Origin of the sequence: Streptomyces tendae, from assembly GCF_014650435.1 — a bacterium.
GTDB lineage: Bacteria > Actinomycetota > Actinomycetes > Streptomycetales > Streptomycetaceae > Streptomyces > Streptomyces tendae.
The window spans coordinates 129282-147787 of the sequence record NZ_BMUY01000015.1 but is presented as its reverse complement, the minus strand read 5'-3'; the positions used below and the strand labels follow the sequence as shown (position 1 = coordinate 147787).

20 protein-coding genes are annotated in these 18506 nt (G+C 73.2%); 9 read left to right on the top strand and 11 right to left on the bottom strand.

The annotated features are described in order from the left end of the window. Window positions 1-51 precede the first annotated feature (51 nt). Window positions 52-849, top strand: a complete 798-nt coding sequence (locus IE258_RS32670; protein ID WP_189749346.1) for a sulfite exporter TauE/SafE family protein — start codon at window positions 52-54, stop codon at window positions 847-849. A 49-nt stretch (window positions 850-898) separates the two neighbouring features. On the opposite strand, the gene IE258_RS32665 is transcribed toward IE258_RS32670, so the two are convergent. After that, window positions 899-1828, bottom strand: a complete 930-nt coding sequence (locus IE258_RS32665; protein WP_189749345.1) for a GNAT family N-acetyltransferase — start codon at window positions 1826-1828, stop codon at window positions 899-901. Window positions 1829-1964: 136 nt separating this feature from the next. On the opposite strand from IE258_RS32665, the gene IE258_RS32660 reads away from it, so the two are divergent. Further along, window positions 1965-2408 carry a hypothetical protein gene (locus IE258_RS32660; RefSeq protein ID WP_189749344.1) on the top strand — a complete coding sequence of 148 codons (444 nt, stop codon included), beginning with the start codon at window positions 1965-1967 and terminating at the stop codon, window positions 2406-2408. Window positions 2409-2546: 138 nt separating this feature from the next. On the opposite strand, the gene IE258_RS32655 is transcribed toward IE258_RS32660, so the two are convergent. Beyond that, the gene (locus IE258_RS32655) at window positions 2547-2954 is read right to left on the bottom strand and encodes a RidA family protein (protein WP_189749343.1); all 408 of its coding nucleotides are present in this window, start codon (window positions 2952-2954) and stop codon (window positions 2547-2549) included. Between the two features lie 140 nt (window positions 2955-3094). After that, window positions 3095-3508 carry a GtrA family protein gene (locus IE258_RS32650; protein ID WP_229892549.1) on the bottom strand — a complete coding sequence of 138 codons (414 nt, stop codon included), beginning with the start codon at window positions 3506-3508 and terminating at the stop codon, window positions 3095-3097. Window positions 3509-3687: 179 nt separating this feature from the next. On the opposite strand from IE258_RS32650, the gene IE258_RS32645 reads away from it, so the two are divergent. Next, window positions 3688-4263, top strand: coding sequence for a tellurite resistance TerB family protein (locus tag IE258_RS32645; RefSeq protein ID WP_189749341.1), 576 nt, complete (start codon window positions 3688-3690; stop codon window positions 4261-4263). Here IE258_RS32645 and IE258_RS32640 read toward each other — a convergent pair whose 3' ends face one another. Next, window positions 4264-4887, bottom strand: coding sequence for a CGNR zinc finger domain-containing protein (locus tag IE258_RS32640; RefSeq protein ID WP_189749340.1), 624 nt, complete (start codon window positions 4885-4887; stop codon window positions 4264-4266). A gap of 38 nt (window positions 4888-4925) precedes the next feature. Between IE258_RS32640 and IE258_RS32635 the strand changes: the two genes are divergently transcribed. Further along, window positions 4926-6089, top strand: a complete 1164-nt coding sequence (locus IE258_RS32635) for an MFS transporter (RefSeq protein ID WP_189749339.1) — start codon at window positions 4926-4928, stop codon at window positions 6087-6089. Between the two features lie 33 nt (window positions 6090-6122). Next, window positions 6123-7031, top strand: coding sequence for an aminoglycoside phosphotransferase family protein (locus IE258_RS32630; RefSeq protein ID WP_189749338.1), 909 nt, complete (start codon window positions 6123-6125; stop codon window positions 7029-7031). Window positions 7032-7061: 30 nt separating this feature from the next. Here IE258_RS32630 and IE258_RS32625 read toward each other — a convergent pair whose 3' ends face one another. Then, complete coding sequence (locus IE258_RS32625; protein ID WP_189749336.1) at window positions 7062-8525, bottom strand: DUF6351 family protein; 1464 nt, start codon at window positions 8523-8525, stop codon at window positions 7062-7064. Window positions 8526-8790: 265 nt separating this feature from the next. On the opposite strand from IE258_RS32625, the gene IE258_RS32620 reads away from it, so the two are divergent. Beyond that, window positions 8791-10008 carry an alginate lyase family protein gene (locus tag IE258_RS32620; protein ID WP_189749335.1) on the top strand — a complete coding sequence of 406 codons (1218 nt, stop codon included), beginning with the start codon at window positions 8791-8793 and terminating at the stop codon, window positions 10006-10008. A 28-nt stretch (window positions 10009-10036) separates the two neighbouring features. On the opposite strand, the gene paaE is transcribed toward IE258_RS32620, so the two are convergent. From paaE to paaA, 5 genes are read right to left on the bottom strand one after another with little or no spacing between them, the layout of a single operon-like run. Then, window positions 10037-11143 carry a 1,2-phenylacetyl-CoA epoxidase subunit PaaE gene (paaE, locus tag IE258_RS32615; protein ID WP_189749334.1) on the bottom strand — a complete coding sequence of 369 codons (1107 nt, stop codon included), beginning with the start codon at window positions 11141-11143 and terminating at the stop codon, window positions 10037-10039. After that, a complete protein-coding gene (gene paaD, locus IE258_RS32610) occupies window positions 11143-11658 on the bottom strand; it encodes a 1,2-phenylacetyl-CoA epoxidase subunit PaaD (RefSeq protein ID WP_189749332.1) in 516 nt (171 codons plus the stop codon). Before paaD ends, paaE begins: the two co-directional genes overlap by 1 nt. Then, the gene (gene paaC / locus IE258_RS32605) at window positions 11652-12479 is read right to left on the bottom strand and encodes a 1,2-phenylacetyl-CoA epoxidase subunit PaaC (RefSeq protein ID WP_189749331.1); all 828 of its coding nucleotides are present in this window, start codon (window positions 12477-12479) and stop codon (window positions 11652-11654) included. The genes paaD and paaC overlap by 7 nt, the downstream gene beginning before the upstream one ends. 9 nt (window positions 12480-12488) lie before the next feature. Further along, the gene (gene paaB, locus IE258_RS32600) at window positions 12489-12800 is read right to left on the bottom strand and encodes a 1,2-phenylacetyl-CoA epoxidase subunit PaaB (RefSeq protein ID WP_189749330.1); all 312 of its coding nucleotides are present in this window, start codon (window positions 12798-12800) and stop codon (window positions 12489-12491) included. Next, on the bottom strand, window positions 12797-13783 hold the full coding sequence (gene paaA, locus IE258_RS32595; protein WP_189749328.1) for a 1,2-phenylacetyl-CoA epoxidase subunit PaaA: 987 nt from the start codon (window positions 13781-13783) through the stop codon (window positions 12797-12799). Before paaA ends, paaB begins: the two co-directional genes overlap by 4 nt. 213 nt (window positions 13784-13996) lie before the next feature. Between paaA and paaI the strand changes: the two genes are divergently transcribed. From paaI to IE258_RS32580, 3 genes are all read left to right on the top strand, one after another. After that, window positions 13997-14437: a hydroxyphenylacetyl-CoA thioesterase PaaI gene (gene paaI, locus IE258_RS32590; RefSeq protein ID WP_189749419.1), complete on the top strand. Its 441-nt coding sequence runs from the start codon at window positions 13997-13999 to the stop codon at window positions 14435-14437. Beyond that, complete coding sequence (gene paaK, locus IE258_RS32585; RefSeq protein WP_189749327.1) at window positions 14434-15780, top strand: phenylacetate--CoA ligase PaaK; 1347 nt, start codon at window positions 14434-14436, stop codon at window positions 15778-15780. Before paaI ends, paaK begins: the two co-directional genes overlap by 4 nt. Before the next feature lie 111 nt (window positions 15781-15891). Beyond that, complete coding sequence (locus IE258_RS32580; protein ID WP_189749325.1) at window positions 15892-17190, top strand: flavin-containing monooxygenase; 1299 nt, start codon at window positions 15892-15894, stop codon at window positions 17188-17190. Between the two features lie 108 nt (window positions 17191-17298). Here the strand turns inward: IE258_RS32580 and IE258_RS32575 are convergent, their stop codons facing one another. Then, entirely contained in the window at window positions 17299-18426 is a 1128-nt protein-coding gene (locus IE258_RS32575) for a tryptophan dimethylallyltransferase family protein (protein WP_189749324.1), read from the bottom strand. Between the last annotated feature and the right edge of the window lie 80 nt (window positions 18427-18506).

Here is an 18506-nt window from a genome sequence, read left to right as displayed (position 1 = left end):
GTGCCGGGTATCGAATGCGGGCGGCGCCGCCGAGCTGGTGGAGTGGCCTGCGTGGATGTTGCGGCTCTGCTCGGAATCGGGCTCCTGACCGGTGTGACCACCGTGCTGTTCGGCTTCGGCGGCGGTTTCGTCGCCGTCCCGGTCGTGGTGTGGGCGGACTCCGCCCTGGGCGCGGACGCGATACGGGTGGCGACGGCCACCTCGGCCCTGGTGATGGTGGTGAACGCGGCCTTCGCCACCGCGGTCACGCCCCGCCGGGTGCTGGCCGCTCTCCGTGGCGGCGGCCCGCTGCTCGTCCTGCTGGGCGTCGGCGCCGCGGCCGGGGCGCTCGCCGCGCGCCACGCCCCGGCCGGGTTGATCCGCTGGGCGTTCGTCGCGTACGTCGCCCTCACCGTCGTGGACCTGCTGCTGCGCCCCGGCTTCCTGCGCCCGCGCGCCCCGGCCGAGGCGGCCGTCGGCACGCCGCGTCCGCTGCCGGCCGCGGTCGGCGCACCGGTCGGCGCGGTGGCCGCCTTCCTCGGGGTGGGCGGCAGCGTCATGACCGTCCCCGCGATGCGGCGGGCCGGGCACACGATGCACGTGGCGACCGCGCTGGCCAACCCGCTGACCCTGGCGATCGCGCTCCCGGCCGCCGTCGTCTTCCTGGGCGGCTCCGGGGACCCCGCCGGCACCCACCCGCACCTCGCCCTGGTGGGTCTCGTCGACCTCCGCGCGGCCGGGGCGCTGCTCCTGGGCGCCCTGCCGGTGATCGCGGTGCTGCGCCGGGGCCCGCCGCACATCCCGGACCGCCTGTACGCCTGGACGTACGTCGGGCTGCTCGGCGCGGTGGCGGTCGCGATGGTGCTGTGACACGCCGTCAGCCGTGAGCCGTGAGCCGTCAGCCGTCAGCCGTCAGCCGTCAAGCGAGCACGGCCTCCCAGGTGTCGACGGCGAAGTGGACGGTCATGCCGTTGCGGCCGTACAGCCGCGGGGCGCCCGTCGCGTTCGCGGTGTCGACACCGAGGCCCACCGTGTCCCGGCCCCGTGCGGCGAAGGCCGCGAAGGCGTGGCGCAGCAGGAACCCGCCCACACCTCGGCCCCGGGCCTCGCGCAGCACGCCGATGCTCCGGATCCAGCCCATGGCCTCGCGGTCGTCCCGGGCGAGCAGGAACCCGGCGTCCCCCAGGTCGTCGGTCTCGGCGATCCACACCAGGGACCAGTCGAGGCCCGCGGCGTCGATGTCGTCCAGCCACAGCCGGTACGGGCGCGGCTGGAAGTCGAAGTGCTGGGCGAACGTCCGCTGGTACAGCTCGTGCACCCGGACGCGGTCCGCCTCCGTGGCACAGGCCCGCACCCGTACGCCCGCCGGGGCCTCGGGCGGGAGGTCGGCCGCCGGGTCCAGCGTGCGGCGCAGTACGTGGTGGGTGCGCACGACGCTCCAGCCTCGCTCGGCGAGGAGCGCGGTGTCGGTCGTGGGCCGGGTGTTGAGGTGCAGGTGCACCACGGCGCGCTCCGCGCCGTTGGCCCGTGCCTTGGCCAGGGCGCGGGTCTCCATGGCCACCAGCATGCGCAGCCCGGTTTGCTGGTGGTCGGGCAGCACGTAGTGGTCGATGTCGATCCGCTCCCCGCCTGACTCGTCCCACAGCAGCCCGTACGCCACCGGCATGTCGCCGTCGAAGGCGAGCCACGAGTCCTGGGTCAGATCCGTCTGCTGGTGCTTCAGGTCGGCTTCGACGGTGTGCTGGTCGGTCTCGGGGCGGCCGATCTCGATCCGGTCTATCTCGTTGAGGAGGGCGGTGATGGCGGGGGCGTCGGCGAGGGTGGCCGGTCGCAGGTCGGCGGTGGACATGAGGAGCAGAGTCGGGCACGGCGGCGGGTGACCGCAACGGATTATCCGCCGGGGGCGTTGCAGTGACGTACGACGGCGAACCGGGGGCATACGGATGACCGAGGCCCTCTCCCCCGCCGACCCACGGGAGTCCCCTGTGACGCCGAGCCTGCGCACCGCCCGCGCGTGCCGTGCCGCCGCCGCGCTCCTTGTCGCCGCCGCCGCGTACGCGGCCACCCGCCACTCCTGGCTCGCCCTGCCCGGCCTGTACACCGCCGCCGTGTTCGCCTGGTGCGCCGCCCGTGAGGGCGCCGAGCACCGGCGCAGGGTCGTCCTGGCCCGGCGGGCCGAGCTGCTGGCCCGGCCGGCCGGGCAGGCGGATCCGTTCGCGCACGGTCTCGAGCCGTGCTGCGCGTTCTGGCGGCACTCCGACGGTGTCGTGCACGGCCCGGAGTGCGCCCGCCCCGCCGCCGCCCGCGTCCCGCTGCCCGAGGACTGCTGCGAACGGTGGTGGACCTCGCTCGGCGCGCGGCACGACGCGGGCTGCCGCCGTCACGACGGTGCCCCGGGCCGGGGCCGCGCCCGGCCGGCGTCGCAGTAGCGGGTCAGGGGCCGCTGACGCAGACGGCACCGGCACAGCCCTCCAATTCTGGTTGACCAGTCCGCCCGGTCGGGGTCGTGCACGCGCGGTCGGCCGGGACCAGGAGGTCGCGTACGGCCGGCCGGGGCCGGGAAGGGGTCAGTCGAGGACGGCCGTGGCCTCGACCTCGATCAGGTGCTCGGGCACGTCCAGTGCCGCGATGCCCAGCAGGGTGGCCGGCGCGGCCGGGGTCACTCCCAGCCGGGCGGCAGCCCGCTCGATGCCCTCCAGCAGGAGGGGCATCTTGTCCGGCGTCCAGTCGACGACGTGGACGTTCAGCTTGGCGACGTCCGCGAAGGAGGCACCGGCCGCCGCCAGGGCGGTGGCGACGTTGAGGTAGCACTGCTCGGCCTGCGCGGCCAGGTCCCCTTCGCCGACGGTGACGCCGTCGGCGTCCCAGGCGACCTGCCCGGCGACGAAGACCAGCTTTGATCCGGAGGCGATCGACACCTGTCGGTAGACGTCGATCTCGGGCAGCCCGCCGGGGTTCACCAGGGTGATCGCCATGTCTTCGCTCTCCTTGCCAATGCTCTCTCGTGGTTACTCGGGAACCGTAGGAGAGTGGCCGACGACATGGAAGAACGCACTTTTCGGTGACTGGGGAACCCCGGGGTGACCGAACAGCTCAGCGGGTCGCTCGGCGCGGATCAGGCACGTCGGCGGTCGGGGCCGCGAAAGACGGCCAGTCGCAGGACGACGAAGCGTACGACGGTGACGGCGACGGACGTGGCGGCGAGGACCGCGGTCTCGGCGGCGGGCGAGGCGTCGGGCCGCCGGTGCGTGAACCACAGCACGGCACCGGAGGTGACCAGGTAGCCGAGCAGGAAGAGGCCGCCCGCTCCGAGGTGCGCGCGGGCCGGTGTCGTGGCGGCGTGCCGGAACGTCAGCCGCCGGTTCGCCTCGGTGTTCAGCACCGTCAGGACGAGGAGCGAGACCAGGTTGGCGACCGCCGGGGGCGACCACGGGCGCAGCCCCCAGTAGAGGAGGGCCTGGCCCGCGGTCGACGCGACGCCGATCGCGACGAACCAGCCCACCTCCCGCGACCACACCGCGCGCCCCACCGATCCGATCCGTCGACGAACTCCCCGATGGCGCAGCGTACTACGACACCACCAGGCGCTTTGCCTTTTCTTTGCCCGTCGGGAACCCTGTGGTTCCCGGCCGCGTTCATCGTGGTGACCGCGGCAAATCGCGGCCGAGGACAGACCGATGAACAGCGACAGAAGCCGAGGTGGCACGAGTGGCGATGTGGGACAAGATCAAGGACCAGGCCAAGACCTTCCAGCAGTCCCAGGGCACTCGGGGAGCGAGCGGATCCGGCCAGGGCTCGCACGGGCCCGCGGGGGGCGGCAGGACGGGCGCGTCCTCGGGCGGTTCCAAGGCCCAGCTGATCGGGATGTTCAAGTCCCAGCTCGCCTCGGCCAAGAACGAGCTGAAGAGCGGTGCCTACCGGGACGCCAGCATGGCCATGTGCGCGCTGGTCGCCGCCGCGGACGGCCGGGTGGAGCCGGCCGAGCGGCAGCGCGTGGAGGAGCTGATCGTCTCCAACGAGGTGCTGCAGAACTTCCCGGCGGACCAGCTCCGCCAGCGGTTCAACCAGCACGTGGACCGGCTCCTCGCCAACTTCGAGCAGGGGAAGGCCGAGGCACTCCAGGTCATCGCCAAGGCCGCCAAGAAGCCCGCGGAGGCCCGTGCGGTCGTGCAGACCGGCATGGTGGTCGCCGGGGCCGACGGGTCCTTCGAGCCGTCCGAGCAGTACGCGATCCGCGAGGCGTGCACCGCGCTGAACATCCCGCCCTCGGAGTTCGGCGTCTGATCACCCGTCGGCCCGGCGCCGGTGCGCCGCTACCCGCTCCCGGGTCGCGCAGCGACGTGAGCAGTAGCGGCGTTCCGGACCGCTGCCCTGGGCGATGAAGACGTTCCGGCAGCTGCCGGAGGCGCACGTCCTGCCGGGTGGGCGTTGGCGGTCCCAGACCAGGACCGTCAACGCCAGGCAGGACGACGCCAGGAACCATTCGGGCCACGGCGCGTCGTCGGCACGGTCGACGTGCGGGTGCCAGGGAGAGGCGCCCTGGTGCGACGTCAGGCGCAGCCGCCCCGTGTGCGCGCCGAGGAGGCGGTTCAGGACGTGCGCGGCGGCGTCGGCGGACTCCGCCGCGAAGACGTCCCGCAGCAGTGCGGCGGCCTCACGCATCCCCTCCACGTCACGGGCGGTGAGGTCGAGGGGCTCCTTCTCGCCGTAGGCGCGCAGCACCTCGGCGACCGCGTCGGGAGCGGGGCCCCCGCCGGCGTCGGAAGGGCCCCCCGCGAGCACGTTGACCAGGGCGGCGGTGCGCCGGGCCGTGGACAGCACGGAGTGCCTCGTGGACCAGTCGGGATCGTGGACGCCGGCGTCCGCCTCGGCGCCGTGAGGAATGGGCACGGGCCGAATGTAACGCATATTGCGGAGTTTTGAGTTACCTCCGTAACGTCTTCCCGGTGCCGAAGGGTTACTCACTACGCTTCTATCTGACCGCGGCGACGGTGGCGCGCGCCGGGGACGAGATGTCCGGACCGGCGCTGCTGCTGGCGGGCCTCGCGATCACCGGTTCGACAACCGACGCGTCGGCCCTGCTCGCGGGCATCACGGTCTCCGCCGCGGTCGGCGGGCCGCTGCTCGGGGCGCTCCTGGACCGGGCGCGGCGACCGGGTCGCCTGCTGGCGGGCGCGCTCGCCCTGTACGCGGCGGGGCTGATGACGATCCTCGCCGGGCTCGGCCGCCTCCCCATGGCCTGGACCCTCCCGCTCGCGGTGCTCACGGGGCTGCTGGGCCCGGCACTGTCGGGCGGCTGGACCGCCCAACTCCCCCGCGTGGCGCCGGACGCGCGGCTGCCCCGGGCCAACGCCCTGGACGCGATGACCTTCGGTGTGGCGAGCCTGGCGGGTCCGGCCCTGGCCGGGGGTGTGGCCGTGCTGCTGGGCGCCCCCTCGGCGGTCGCGGTCTCCGCGGCCCTGATCACGGCGGCCGTACCCGCCGCCTGGCGGTTGCCCGCACGCGGCGCCCCGGACCGGGACGCCCGGCCGGCCCCGGTGGCGGGCGCCCTCGCCGCCGGGTTCCGGATCGTCCTGCGGCGCCCGCTCCTGGCCCGGGCGACCTTCACCTCGGTCGCCTCCTGCGCCGCCCAGGGCATGCTGGCGGCCTGCGTTCCGCTCCTCGGCGCACAGTGGCTCGGCGCGGCCGGGCACGGCGTCCTGCTGTTCTCCGGCGCGGCGGTGTCCGCCCTGGCGGCCAACGCCGTCCTCGCACGACGTCCGCTCGCCCTCGGCCCCGACAGGGTCGTCCGGGCGGGCGCCCTGGTCCAGGCGGTCGCGCTGGCGCTGGCGGCGACGGGCCTGCCGGTGGTGCTGGTGGTCGCGGTGCTTCTCCTCGGCATCGGCGAGGGTCCCCAGCTCACCGCGCTGTTCGCGGTACGCCACCGGGAGGCCCCGGAGCACCTGCGGGGCCAGGTCTTCACCACCGGGGCGAGCCTCAAGATCACCGCGTTCGCCCTGGGCGTGGCCGTCGCCGGACCCCTCGCCGGGTGGTCCCTGCCGGGCACGCTGACGCTGGCGGCGGGGACGGCGGCGGGCGGGGCGTTGGCCCTCGGCCGGGAAAGTGTTTGACGGCCGTACGCGTCGAAGGGTCGGATGAGGGCCATGAGTTCAGGGCAGACGCATCCGGACCGGTGCCGCGTCGATGACCGTCTGGTACGGAGCCTGGTCGACGGGCAGTTCCCGCGCTGGTCGGACCTGCCCGTCGAACGCTTCCCGTCCGGCGGCACGGTCAACGCGATGTACCGGCTGGGCGAGGACATGGTCGTACGGCTGCCGCTGATCGAGGGCGGCGTGGCGGACGTGGCGACGGAGCGGGCGTGGCTGCCACGGCTGTCGCCCCTGCTGCCCACCGCGGTCCCCGAGGTGCTCGCGGAAGGAGTACCGGGCGACGGGTACCCCTGGCCCTGGTCGGTCTACCGGTGGCTGCCCGGGGAGATCCCCGAGGCGGGAGCGCTGACCGATCCCGTGCGGCTGGCGGAGGATCTGGCAGCCTTCGTGGCGGCGATGCGCGGCATCTCCCTGCCCGACGCGCCGAAGGCGTACCGCGGTGGGCCGCTCACCACGCTCGACACGCCGACGCGGGCCGCGCTCGACGAACTGCGCGCCCTCCCCGAAGAAAACGTCGACTGCGACGCGCTGGCCGCCGTGTGGCAGGACGCGCTGCGCGCACCGGCCTGGCAGGGGCCGCCCGGTTGGCTGCACGCGGACCTGATGCCGGGCAATCTGCTGGTGAGCGGAGGCAGGCTGTCCGCGGTGATCGACTTCGGGTGCATGGGGGTGGGCGATCCGGCCTGCGACCTCTTCCCGGCGTGGAATCTGCTGCCGCCCGGCGCGAGGAGGGTCTTCCGCGAGGCACTCGGCGTGGACGACGCGACCTGGCGGCGCGGCCGGGGCCGCACCCTCTCCCAGGCACTGATCGCCCTGCCGTACTACCGGAGGACCAACCCCGCGATGGCGGGCAACGCCCGGCACGTGATCCGGGCGGTGCTGACGGAGGCGGAGGGCCGCTAGGACAGCGCCCGCCCTCCGCCGGGCCCCTGCCTACGGCGCGATGCCCACGCCCTCGATCCTGCTCCACGCCCGCTCCTGCGCGGCCGTCATGGCGGGCCAGGCGAGACCGCCCGGCCGGGGCCGCACCCGGGCGGCGTACGGAGCGGGGTGGAAACCGGGGTCGTAGAAGCAGCCCTCCGCGTACCTGGCGTCGAAGGCGGCGCAGGAGTCGGCGATCGAACGCGGGCTCGGCCTGCGGCCGGTGCGCACCCAGGAGTCCAGCGCGGAGATCGAGGTGGCGTACTCGGAGTCGCTCAGGGAGCTGTGCTCGTGTTCCCGTGTGAAGGTCTGGACGAGGTTCTGGTCCCGGCCGGCACCGCGGAGCGTGGCGCGGTAGGCCGCCTCGTGCTCCACGAACGCCGTCGGGTCGTCGATGGCGTGCAGGGTGAGGACGGGCAGGGAGACCCGGCCGGTGAGGTCGCTGTCCCAGGACAGGTCGCGCCGTGCGGTCGGGTCGGCCGAGAAGCGCTCGACGCCCGCGTTCAGCGCCTTGTCGTCGTGCGAACCCGAGTAGCGCACCCCCCGGTTGCTCCAGGGGTTACGCCCGCCGAGCCGGTTGGTCACGATGTCCCGGAACGTGAAGGTGGCGAACCGCAGATGGGATTCCAGGGTGCGCTCGGGGATGCCGGTGACGGCGAGGATGTCGTCGAGGTTGCGCTGCTGGGCCCGGGTCCGGTCCGCCGGTTCGGAGGCGTAGCCCGTGCACTCCTGGAGGCGGGCGCGCAGGCCCGCGGTCGTCATGGTGGAGCCGGGGCGCAGGCCCTGCCACAGCGGGTACTGCGGCTCGGTGGGGCGCGGGTGGTTGTGGCAGTAGTACTGGTAGACCACCCGCAGGTCCACGCGGTAGTCGTAGCCGCGCGAACCGCCGCCGAGCACGCCGTTGGTCAGCAGCACCCCGTCGTAGGCGCCGGGGCGCCTGCCGTAGGTCTCGGCGACCTTGGCGGCGACGTTCCCGCCCCAGGACTGGCCGTGCAGGTAGGTGTGTTCGGGCCGGCCGAACCGGTCGGTGAACAGGCGGCGCACGTTCTCGGTGTCGGCGGCCGCCATGCGGGCCCCGTAGCCGCCGCGCCGGTAGGAGGAGGCGGCCCAGGCGTATCCCTGGTCGACCATCACCGCCCAGCGTTCCAGGTCCTCGGTGCTGCGGGCCGGGTCAGAGGCGTCGCCGAGGTCGGGGCCGCCGTGCGCGTGCACGACGAGGGAGCCGTTCCAGCGGTGGGGCACGGCCATCGTGTAGTAGGCGCCGTCCGCGTCCTGCCCGGTGTAGCAGGTGGCCTTCTCGGCGAGGGCGGGCGGGCAGTCCGCGGCCGCCGGCTGTTCGGCCGCCCGTGCGGGGGCGGCGGAGACGTTGCCGAGGGTGCCGAGGAAGACGGCGGCGAGCGCGGCGGCCACCACCGCAGGGCGGCTTCTGCGGTGGGTGGACCGGGTGTCGTGCGCGGGAGCGGGGGGTGTGGTCAAGGTGCGGCTCCTGTACGTGGTGCTGCGGGCCGGCGCGAAGTTGCGCTGCGAGCGGGGATGTTAGGAATCCCCCGGATCCGGAGCCACCCCTTCGGCCGTTGCGTTCATAGTGTTCGCCGAGCCTCGCCGAGTCCGCCCGCCCGGAACTCCGCGCGTTCCTGCGTGGCCTCTTGACGCCCCATTGGTCTCTACCTATCGTCACCGCCCAGTCGAACGTTCAGAACAACACTCAACGTTCATATACTCGAACGGATGGACCCCCCACATGTCCTCTGCTCCCACGCGCCGTCACCGCAGATCCCGCGTCGTCCCGCTCGCGACGCTCACCGCCGCGCTCGTCGGCACGCTGCTCGCCGGTCCCGGCTCGACCGCCGGTCGCGCCGACGCCGCACCGGCCGCGTTCACGCATCCCGGAGTCACCGTCTCCCAGGGGCAACTCGACTTCGCCCGCGCCAAGGTGGAGGCCGGGGCCCAGCCCTGGAAGGGCGCCTTCGACCAGATGATGGCGAGCCGGTACGCCGACCTGAACCGCACCCCGAAGCCCCGCGCGGTGGTCGAGTGCGGTTCCTACTCCAACCCGAACTACGGCTGCACCGACGAGCGCGAGGACGCGATCGCGGCCTACACCAACGCGCTGGCCTGGTACTTCACCCGGGACGAGAGGTACGCCCGCAAGTCCATCGAGCTGATGGACGCCTGGTCCGCCGTGCTCCGGGACCACACCAACAGCAACGCGCCGCTGCAGACCGGATGGGCCGGGTCGTCCTGGCCCAAGGCCGCCGAGATCATCAAGTACACGTACGGCGGCACCTGGACGAACTCGGGCCGCTTCGCCACCATGCTCCGCGACGTCTACCTGCCCGAGATCATCAACGGCTCCAACTCCAACGGCAACTGGGAGCTGACGATGACGGAGGCCGCCGTCGGCATCTCCGTCTTCCTGGAGGACAAGGCGTCCTACGACAAGGCCATGGCCAGGTTCCGCACCCGCACGGCCGCGTACGTGTACCTGAACTCCGACGGAGAGCTCCCGAAGACCGTGCCGAGCCAGCACCTCGACACCCGGGACAAGATCGTCAAGTACTGGCAGGGCCAGTCCACTTTCGTCACCGGCCTCACCCAGGAGACCTGCCGGGACTTCACCCACACCGGGTACGGCATCTCGTCCATCTCGCACGTCGCCGAGACCAGCCGGATCCAGGGGCAGGACCTGTACGGCACCGACGTCGGCGAGCGGCTGCGGCACGCGCTCGGCTTCCAGGCCAAGTACCAGCAGGGGGCGGCCGTCCCGAGCTGGCTGTGCGGGGGCGAGGTCGACCTCGGCCTGGGCCCGGTGACCGAGGTCGGCTACAACGCCCTGCACAACCGCCTCGGGTTCGCCATGGACAACACCGAGGCGCTCACCGAGCGCACCCGTCCCTCCGGCACGAACAACCTCTTCGTCGCCTGGGAGACGCTCACCCACGGCGACAACCCCGCCTAGGCCCGGTCACAGGCGGGCCGACGCCCGGTCAGCTGTCGTAGTCCACGGTCAGCTTCTCGGAGAGCGGGTACGACTGGCAGGTCAGGACGTAGCCCGCGTCGACCTCGGCGGTTTCGAGCGCGTAGTTGCGGCGCATGTCGACACTGCCGTCGGTGACGAGGGCCCGGCAGGTCCCGCAGACCCCGCCCTTGCAGGCGAAGGGCAGGTCGGGGCGGGTCTGCTGGGCCCCGTCGAGCACCGACCGCTCCCGGGACAGCGAGGAGGTCGTCGAACGGCCGTCCAGGGTGATGGTGACCTCGCTGACGGGGCCCTCGGGGCCGCTCTCCTCGTGGCGCACCTCCCGCACGGGCTCGTCGTCGGCATAGAACAGCTCCCGGTGGACGCGCTCCGCCGGGACGCCGAGGCCGGCCAGGACCTGCTGGGCGTCGGCCACCATGCCCTGCGGTCCGCACAGCCACCAGTGGTCTGCCCGCTCCACGTCCACCAGGGAGCCGACGAGCGCCGCGAGCCGTCCGGCGTCCAGGCGGCCGGAGAGCACCTCGGCCTCGCGGGGTTCGCGGGAGAGCACGTGGGCGAGGTGGAAGCGGGTCGGGTGGAGGTCCTTCAGGTCGGCCAGCTCGTCGGCGAACATCACCGTGTCCGTGCGGCGGTTGCCGTAGAAGAGGGTGACGGTGGAGCGGTCGTCGGCGGCGAGCACCGACTCGGCGATGGACACCATCGGGGTGATGCCCGAACCGGCCGCGATCAGCACGTGGTGGCCGGGGACGGTCAGATCGGGGGTGAAGAGGCCGGTGGGCGCCATCACCTCCACGGTGTCGCCCGGACGCACCTCGTCGACCAGCCACGCCGAGAACAGTCCGCCCGGCACCACGCGGACCCCGATGCGCGGCGCCGAACCGGCCGGTGCGCAGATCGAGTACGAGCGGCGCTCGTCCCGGCCGTCCACCTCGCGCCGCAGGGTGAGCGACTGGCCGGGCGCGAAGGCGAACTCCCCGGCCAGCTCGTCGGGGATCTCGAAACTCACGGCCGCCGCGTCCGCGCAGAGCCGCTCGACGGCCGCGACGCGCAGACGGTGGAAGGCGGGCCGGCGGCGGGTGCGCACCGGGGCCGCCGGGACGGGGGCGGTCGGGGCCATCAGATCTCCTTGACGTACTCGAACGGCTCGCGGCAGGACCGGCAGCGCCACAGCGCCTTGCAGGACGTGGCGGCGAAGCGGGAGGTCTCCTCGGTGTCGGCCGAGCCACAGCGGGGGCAGGGCACCGCGGGCCGGGTGGGCGACAGGACCAGGGAGACGGGGCCGCGGGGTGCGGCGCCGGGCGGGGCGATGCCGTGCTCGGCGAGCTTGTGGCGGCCCGCCTCGGTGATCCAGTCGCTGGTCCACGGCGGGTCCAGGACGGTGCGGATCTCCACGCGCGGATATCCCGCCTCCCGCAGCCGCGCGGCGACGTCCGCGCGCATCTCGGCCATGGCCGGGCAGCCCGAGTAGGTGGGCGTCAGGCTGGCGACCACGGTGCCGTCCCCGCCGACCCGGACGTCGCGCAGGACGCCGAGGTCGGCGAGGGTCAGCATGGGCAGCTCGGGGTCGGGCACCTGCTCGGCGACGTGCCGGGCGCGGCGGGCGTCCAGGAGTGCGGGGATCGGGGTCACCATGTCGCCTCCGGGTGGGCGCGGGCGATGCCCTGCAGCTCGGTCAGGAGCGGTGCGAGGTGTTCGGTGTGCTCGCCGGCGCGACCGGAGCCGGGCAGCGGACGGTACACGGGCAGGGTCAGTCCCGCCGCCCGAGTGACCTGGCGCAGGTCGTCGGCCACCTCGTCCCGCACGTCGTACGCCGTGTGCAGCTCGCCGAGATAGGGGGCGACCTCGTCCAGTGCGGCGCGCATCCGGCGGTGCGACTCGTCGGTGCCGTCGCCCAGGCGCACGCACCACTCGGCGGCGTACTGCCGGTGGTACGTCAGCTCCTTGACGCCCTTGGCGGCGACCGCCGCGAGCACCGGGTCGGGGTGGGCCTGAAGCCGCCGGAAGTGGGCCAGCCGCCAGCTGGAGAGCACCAGCAGCCGCACGACCGCGAACGCGAAGTCGCCGCTGGGGAGTTCGGCCAGCCGGACGTTGCGGAAGTCGTCGGTGTCCCGGAAGTAGGCGTAGGCGTCCTCGTCGCGGCCGGTGCCGTCCACCTGGCCGGCGCGGGAGTACAGCAGGCGGGCCTGGCCGAGCAGGTCGAGTCCGATGTTGGCCAGCGCCACCTCCTCCTCCAGCTCGGGCGCGCGGGTGACCCACTCGGCCAGCCGCTGGGCGCTCACCAGGGCGTCGTCGGCCAGCGCCACGCAGTCCGCGGCCAGCGCGCCCGCGTCGACGCCCTCGGGCACGGTGGTGTCGACGCCGTGCAGCGGGTCCTCGAAGCCGGTGCCGTAGGCCCAGCGGGTGTCGTCCTCGTGCCCCTCGGCCAGGGTGAGGTAGACGTGGTCGTCACTCATGCCCTGCTCCTAGATGTGCGGGACGTCGTCGGGGATGTCGTAGAAGGTCGGGTGGCGGTAGACCTTGTCGGCGCTGGGGGCGAAGAAGGGGTCCTTCTCGTCGCGGGTGGAGGCCGCGATGTGCTCGGAGCGCACCACCCAGATGCTCACGCCCTCGTTGCGCCGGGTGTAGAGGTCACGGGCGTGGGTGAGGGCCATGGCGTCGTCGGCGGCGTGCAGCGAGCCGACGTGGACGTGGTTGAGGCCGCGCTTGCCGCGCACGAACACCTCGTACAGCGGCCAGCCCTGCTTCCCGGGCTTACCGGACTGCTCGGCGCTCATGCCGCCGCTCCCTTCTGCGCGCGGGCGGCCTGCTTGGCGGCGTGGGCGGTGGCCGCCTCGCGCACCCAGGCGCCCTCCTCGTGTGCGGTCCGCCGCCGCTCCATCCGCCGGTCGTTGCAGGGGCCGTCGCCCTTGATGACGCGCATCAACTCGTCCCAGTCGGGGGTGCCGAAGTCGTGGTGCCCGGCCTCCTCGTTCCAGCGCAGCTCCGGGTCGGGCAGGGTGACGCCGAGCTTCTCGGCCTGCGGGACGGTCATGTCGACGAAGCGGCGCCGCAGCTCGTCGTTGCTGTGCCGCTTGATCTTCCAGGCCATCGACCGCGCCGAGTTGGGCGAGGCGTCGTCGGGCGGGCCGAACATCATCAGCGACGGCCACCACCAGCGGTCCACCGCGTCCTGGACCATCTCCCGCTGGGCGTCGGTGCCGCGCATCATCGTCATCAGCAGCTCGTAGCCCTGCCGCTGGTGGAAGGACTCCTCCTTGCAGATGCGCACCATCGCGCGCGCGTAGGGCCCGTAGGAGCTGCGGCACAGCGGCACCTGGTTGCAGATCGCGGCGCCGTCCACGAACCAGCCGATCACGCCGACGTCGGCGAAGCTCAGGGTCGGGTAGTTGAAGATCGACGAGTACTTCTGGCGGCCCTCGATCAGCCGCTCGGTGAGGTCGTCGCGGTCCGCGCCGAGGGTCTCGGCCGCCGAGTACAGGTACAGCCCGTGTCCGGCCTCGTCCTGGACCTTGGCGAACAGGATCGCCTTGCGGCGCAGCGACGGGGCCCGGGTGATCCACTCGCCCTCGGGCTGCATGCCGATGATCTCCGAGTGCGCGTGCTGGGCGATCTGCCGGATCAGCGTCCTGCGGTAGCCCTCGGGCATCCAGTCCCGCGGCTCGATGCGCTGGTCGCGCGCGATCGTCGCGTCGAAGTGCTCCTGCAGTCCGTCCGGCGCGTCCGGGGGCGGCGCCTCGGCGGCGTGTGTCGTGGTCATCGTCACCAGCTTCCCAACCGACCATTCGTTCGGTATCAGTGTGACGTGTTTTCGCACGCCGGGCAAGAGCCGGACCCCCGCCGGTCACACTCTTGACAGCGTCACCGCGCGGCTGGATAACTTGGCCTTGCCGCGCGCTAACCGAATGGTCGGTCGGGAGACAAGGTGGTGGGTACGGTGTCGCAGGCCACTGAGCAGACGCCCACGGAGGCGATGTTCTCCGCGGACGATGCCTCCCGGGGGCTCGGCATCGAGCTGGTGGAGCACGGCGCCGGCCGGGCCGTGGTGCGCATGACGGTGACCCCGGCGATGGTGAACGGCCACCGGATCGCCCACGGCGGTTTCCTGTTCCTGCTGGCCGACACCGCCTTCGCCTGTGCCTGCAACAGCCACGGTCCCGTGACCGTGGCGGCCGGCGCCGACATCGTCTTCGTCGCCCCGGCCCGCGAGGGCGACGTGCTGGTGGCCGTCGCCGAGGAGCGCGCCCGGTACGGACGCAGCGGGATCTACGACGTGAGCGTGCGGCGCGGCGACGAGGCGATCGCGGAGTTCCGCGGGCGCAGCCGCAGCGTGCGCGACGACTCGGGCGGCCCCGCCGCGCACAGGGACGCGGCGCGCGAGACGCCGGGCACGACGACGAAGGAGTCGCGATGAGCAGCGAGCCGACGACCGGGGCGGCCCCGGCGCCCCGACCGGGCGAGCCCCTCCCCCACGACCTGCTGGACGACGCCGAGCGCCTGTCCCGCGAGCAGCTCCGCGAGCTCCAGCTGGACCGGCTGCGCGCGACCCTGCGGCACGCCTACGACAACGTGGAGCTGTACCGCAAGAAGTTCGACGCCGCCGGTGTGACGCCCGACGACTGCCGCAGCCTGGCCGACCTGTCGCGGTTTCCCTTCACCACCAAGGCCGACCTGCGCGACACCTACCCCTTCGGCATGTTCGCCGTCCCGATGTCCGAGGTGCGGCGCGTGCACGCCTCCAGCGGCACCACGGGCCGCGCCACCGTCGTCGGGTACACGGAGAACGACCTGTCCAGGTGGGCGGACGTCGTGGCCCGTTCGATCCGCGCCGCCGGCGGGCGCCCCGGCCACAAGGTGCACATCTCCTACGGCTACGGCCTGTTCACCGGCGGTCTCGGCGCCCACTACGGCGCCGAGCGCGCCGGCTGCACGGTGATCCCCGCCTCCGGCGGCATGACGGCACGTCAGGTCCAGATCATCCAGGACTTCCGGCCCGAGATCATCATGGTCACCCCGTCCTACATGCTCACCCTGCTCGACGAGTTCGAGCGCCAGGGCGTCGATCCGCGCACCAGCTCCCTCAAGGTCGGCATCTTCGGCGCGGAGCCGTGGACCGAGGAGATGCGGCGGGAGATCGAGGAGCGCATGGACATCCACGCCGTCGACATCTACGGCCTGTCCGAGGTGATCGGCCCGGGCGTGGCCCAGGAGTGCGTGGAGACCAAGGACGGACTGCACATCTGGGAGGACCACTTCTACCCCGAGGTGGTGGACCCGCTGACGGACGCCGTGCTGCCCGAGGGCGAGGAGGGCGAGATCGTCTTCACCTCCCTCACCAAGGAGGCACTCCCGGTGATCCGCTACCGCACGCGCGATCTGACCCGGCTGCTGCCCGGCACCGCCCGTCCCGCCTTCCGGCGGATGCGGAAGGTCACCGGGCGCTGCGACGACATGATCATCCTGCGCGGGGTGAACGTCTTCCCCACCCAGGTCGAGGAGATCGTGCTGCGCACCCCGGGCGTCGCCCCGCACTTCCAGATCCGGCTCACCGAACGCGGCCGCATGGACCACATGACGGTGCGCGTCGAGGCCCGGCCCGACGCGGGTCCCGGGCAGCGCGAGGCCGCCGCGAGGGCGATCTCGCAGGGCGTCAAGGACGGTGTGGGCGTGACCGTGGAGGTGGAGGTCGTCGAGCCGGAGAGCCTGGAGCGCTCGCTCGGCAAGATCCGCCGGGTGTGGGACCTGCGGGGCGCGTGAAACGTGAGCACGGACACGTCCGTTCGCGGGTCGTGCTGGTGTGCGGGAAGAAACGGATGGGCAGTAAGAGCATGATCGGGGGAGGTTGAGTACATCCTGGGGGGACATCCCGTGCGTGTGTGTGTGATCGGTGCAGGCCTGTCGGGGCTGGCGATGGGCCGTGCCCTCAAGGAGCGCGGCATCTCCTTCGTCTGCCTGGAGAAGGCACCCGACGTCGGCGGGATCTGGCGCCAGCCGGGGGCCGGCGAGCGTGGACCGGGCTATCAGTCCCTGCACCTGAACACCGCCAAGCAGCTGACCGGTTACGTGGACTTCCCGATGCCGTCCTCGTACCCGCTCTACCCCCGGCACAGCCAGGTCGCCGCCTACCTGCGATCCTTCGCCGAGTGGGCGGGCCTGCTCGACCACGTCGAGCTGCGCACCGAGGTGCTGTCCGTGCGTCAGGACGGGGACGGCGCCTGGACGGTCGTCAGCCGGGGCGCGGACGGTGCGCAGCGCTCCCGCCGGTTCGAGCAGGTGGTCGTCACCTCGGGCCACAACAGCGAACCGGCCCTGCCCGATCCCCTTCCGGCCGGTGCCGAGTCCTACGCCGGAACGATTCTTCACTCCCTCGACTACCGGGACGGCGCCGACTTCGCCGGCCGGCGCGTCGTCGTGGTGGGCCTCGGCGCCTCGGCGGTGGACATCGCCGCGGACCTCTCCCGGCACGCGGAGCGGACCCTGCTGTCGGTGCGCCGGGGGCTGCACATCGTGCCCAAGCAGATCTTCGGGATGTCCCTCGACGAGATCGCCGAAGCCCCGTGGTGGAACGCGATGCCCTTCGCCGAGCGGCGCCAGTGGGTGGAGCAGGCCCTGCTGGTGGCCCGGGGCAGGCTGTCGGACTACGGCCTGCCCGAGCCCGACCACCCGATCCTCTCCTCCGCGACGACCCTCTCGGACGAGATCCTCAGCCGGATCCGGCACGGCGCGGTGACCCCGAAGCCCGCGATCGCCTCGTTCGAGGGCGACCGGGTCGTGTTCACGGACGGCAGCTCCGAGACCGCCGACGCGGTCGTCTACTGCACCGGTTTCCACATGACGTTCCCCTTCCTGCCCGCGGGCTGCCCGGTCGCGGCCGACGGCTCGGTCGAGCTGTACCGGCGGGTCGTCCCGGCGGACCGGCCCGGTCTGTACTTCGTGGGACTGGTGCGGCCCGCGGGCGCCTTCACCCGGCTGGCCGAGGCACAGGCCGAGTGGGTGGCGCGCCTCGTCGACGGCGCCGCCGTGCTGCCCGCGGCCGAGGAGATGCGCGAGGAGATCGGCACGTACCTGGCGGGCGTCGTCGAGCGCTACGGCCGCTCTCGGGCCGCCTCGATCCACGTCGACGTGGGTCCGTACCTGGCGGAGTTCCGGGAGTCGCTGCCCGTCTGAGTGTTCCGCCGGCCGCCGCCGCACGGTCAGCGACGGCACACGGTCACGTCCTTGCCGAGGGTTCCCGGTGGATCGCACCGGGAGCCCTCTCGTGCGCGGACGGCCCGGTCAGGCCACCGGCACAGGTTGGCGGACGGTCTCCGCGGCAGGCGGCCGGACCGCGTACGCCTCCGAGGAGAGGTACGCCGTCACCCGCGGCGACTGGTCCCCCTGGTGGGCGAGGGCAAGGTAGGCGATCAGGCCCGCCCCGTCCTCGGGCCGCCGCTCGGTGAGTGCGGCCAGGGCGCGGTCGAGCACGGAGGCGTCCATGCCGTGTTGGTGCAGCACGGTGGACGTCCGTGCCAGGGCCTCCCCGTCGTGCCGGACGCAGTCTCGAATGGGGACGTACAGCGTGAATCCGCTCGGCCGCGCCGTGCCGGGGTCGGTGAAGGAGTGGCAGGTCTGCACAGGCCGCCCGCCGAGCCCACCCGCGCCGGAGCCGAGACCCGCGGCCGTGCGGAAGAAGCCCTCGACCGCCGCGGACCCGGGGCCCGAGTCCGTCCGGGACAGCCGTCCGGCCCGACCGGCCGTGAGGTCGTCGTGGTACAGGTACACCTTCACCCGGGGTTCGGCCCAGCCTCCGAGGTCCAGGGCGAAGAACGGGTGTCCGCTGCCCGGGGGGAGGCTGTCGAAGGCCCGGCCGTACCCAAGCCGGCGCAGGGCCTCGCGCACCGTCTCGGCGGAACGTTCCTCCCCGCCCGCCGCCGGGTTCAGGTAGACCTTGACCCCGGGTACGCCGCCGGGCCTGAGTTCCAGGGCGCACCACAGGGCGAAGGGGCCCCGGGGAGCGGGCGGCAGGAACAGGTCCCGGAGTTCGTCGAGGGCGTCGGTGGCGAAGCCCCAGCGCCGTGCCATGGTCCGGATCGCCTCGAGCCCGGCACGCCCGTTGTCCGCCAGGCCGGTTGCGCCGCAGCCCGGTTCCACGAGGACCCGCATGACGGGCGCCGCGTCCGCCTGGAAGGAGAGGGAGAACTCCACGGGGGTGTGGTCGTCGGACAGGAAGGTGCGCGTGGGCGGCGGCAGGTCCAGTGGCCGCTCGGCCTCCGGGCCCAGGGCGTCGGCCAGGACCTGTGCGTAGGTCTCGACGTCGGCGCGGGACAGGCCGGCGACCGAGCCGAGTCTTCGCAGCTGGCCGCCGGTGAAGGAGCCGAGCGTGGGTGTGCCCTGCGGGTCCGCGCCCGTCGGCCCGGCCCTCAACGGTCCGCCCCCGGCCGCAGCCGCAGCCGCAGCCGCACAGAGCGATACCCGCCTCGGAGGGCGGGTATCGGGGGGTTCGG

What these genes read in the sequence shown, in the direction of transcription:
- IE258_RS32620 (WP_189749335.1), top strand. Translation starts at nt 8,791, where the DNA reads ATGTCCTCTGCTCCCACGCGCCGTCACCGCAGATCCCGCGTCGTCCCG.
- paaB (WP_189749330.1), bottom strand. Translation starts at nt 12,800, where the DNA reads ATGAGCGCCGAGCAGTCCGGTAAGCCCGGGAAGCAGGGCTGGCCGCTG.
- IE258_RS32655 (WP_189749343.1), bottom strand. Translation starts at nt 2,954, where the DNA reads ATGGCGATCACCCTGGTGAACCCCGGCGGGCTGCCCGAGATCGACGTC.
- paaD (WP_189749332.1), bottom strand. Translation starts at nt 11,658, where the DNA reads ATGGTGACCCCGATCCCCGCACTCCTGGACGCCCGCCGCGCCCGGCAC.
- IE258_RS32640 (WP_189749340.1), bottom strand. Translation starts at nt 4,887, where the DNA reads ATGCGTTACATTCGGCCCGTGCCCATTCCTCACGGCGCCGAGGCGGAC.
- IE258_RS32665 (WP_189749345.1), bottom strand. Translation starts at nt 1,828, where the DNA reads ATGTCCACCGCCGACCTGCGACCGGCCACCCTCGCCGACGCCCCCGCC.
- paaA (WP_189749328.1), bottom strand. Translation starts at nt 13,783, where the DNA reads ATGACCACGACACACGCCGCCGAGGCGCCGCCCCCGGACGCGCCGGAC.
- paaK (WP_189749327.1), top strand. Translation starts at nt 14,434, where the DNA reads ATGAGCAGCGAGCCGACGACCGGGGCGGCCCCGGCGCCCCGACCGGGC.
- IE258_RS32630 (WP_189749338.1), top strand. Translation starts at nt 6,123, where the DNA reads ATGAGTTCAGGGCAGACGCATCCGGACCGGTGCCGCGTCGATGACCGT.
- paaE (WP_189749334.1), bottom strand. Translation starts at nt 11,143, where the DNA reads ATGGCCCCGACCGCCCCCGTCCCGGCGGCCCCGGTGCGCACCCGCCGC.
- paaC (WP_189749331.1), bottom strand. Translation starts at nt 12,479, where the DNA reads ATGAGTGACGACCACGTCTACCTCACCCTGGCCGAGGGGCACGAGGAC.
- paaI (WP_189749419.1), top strand. Translation starts at nt 13,997, where the DNA reads ATGTTCTCCGCGGACGATGCCTCCCGGGGGCTCGGCATCGAGCTGGTG.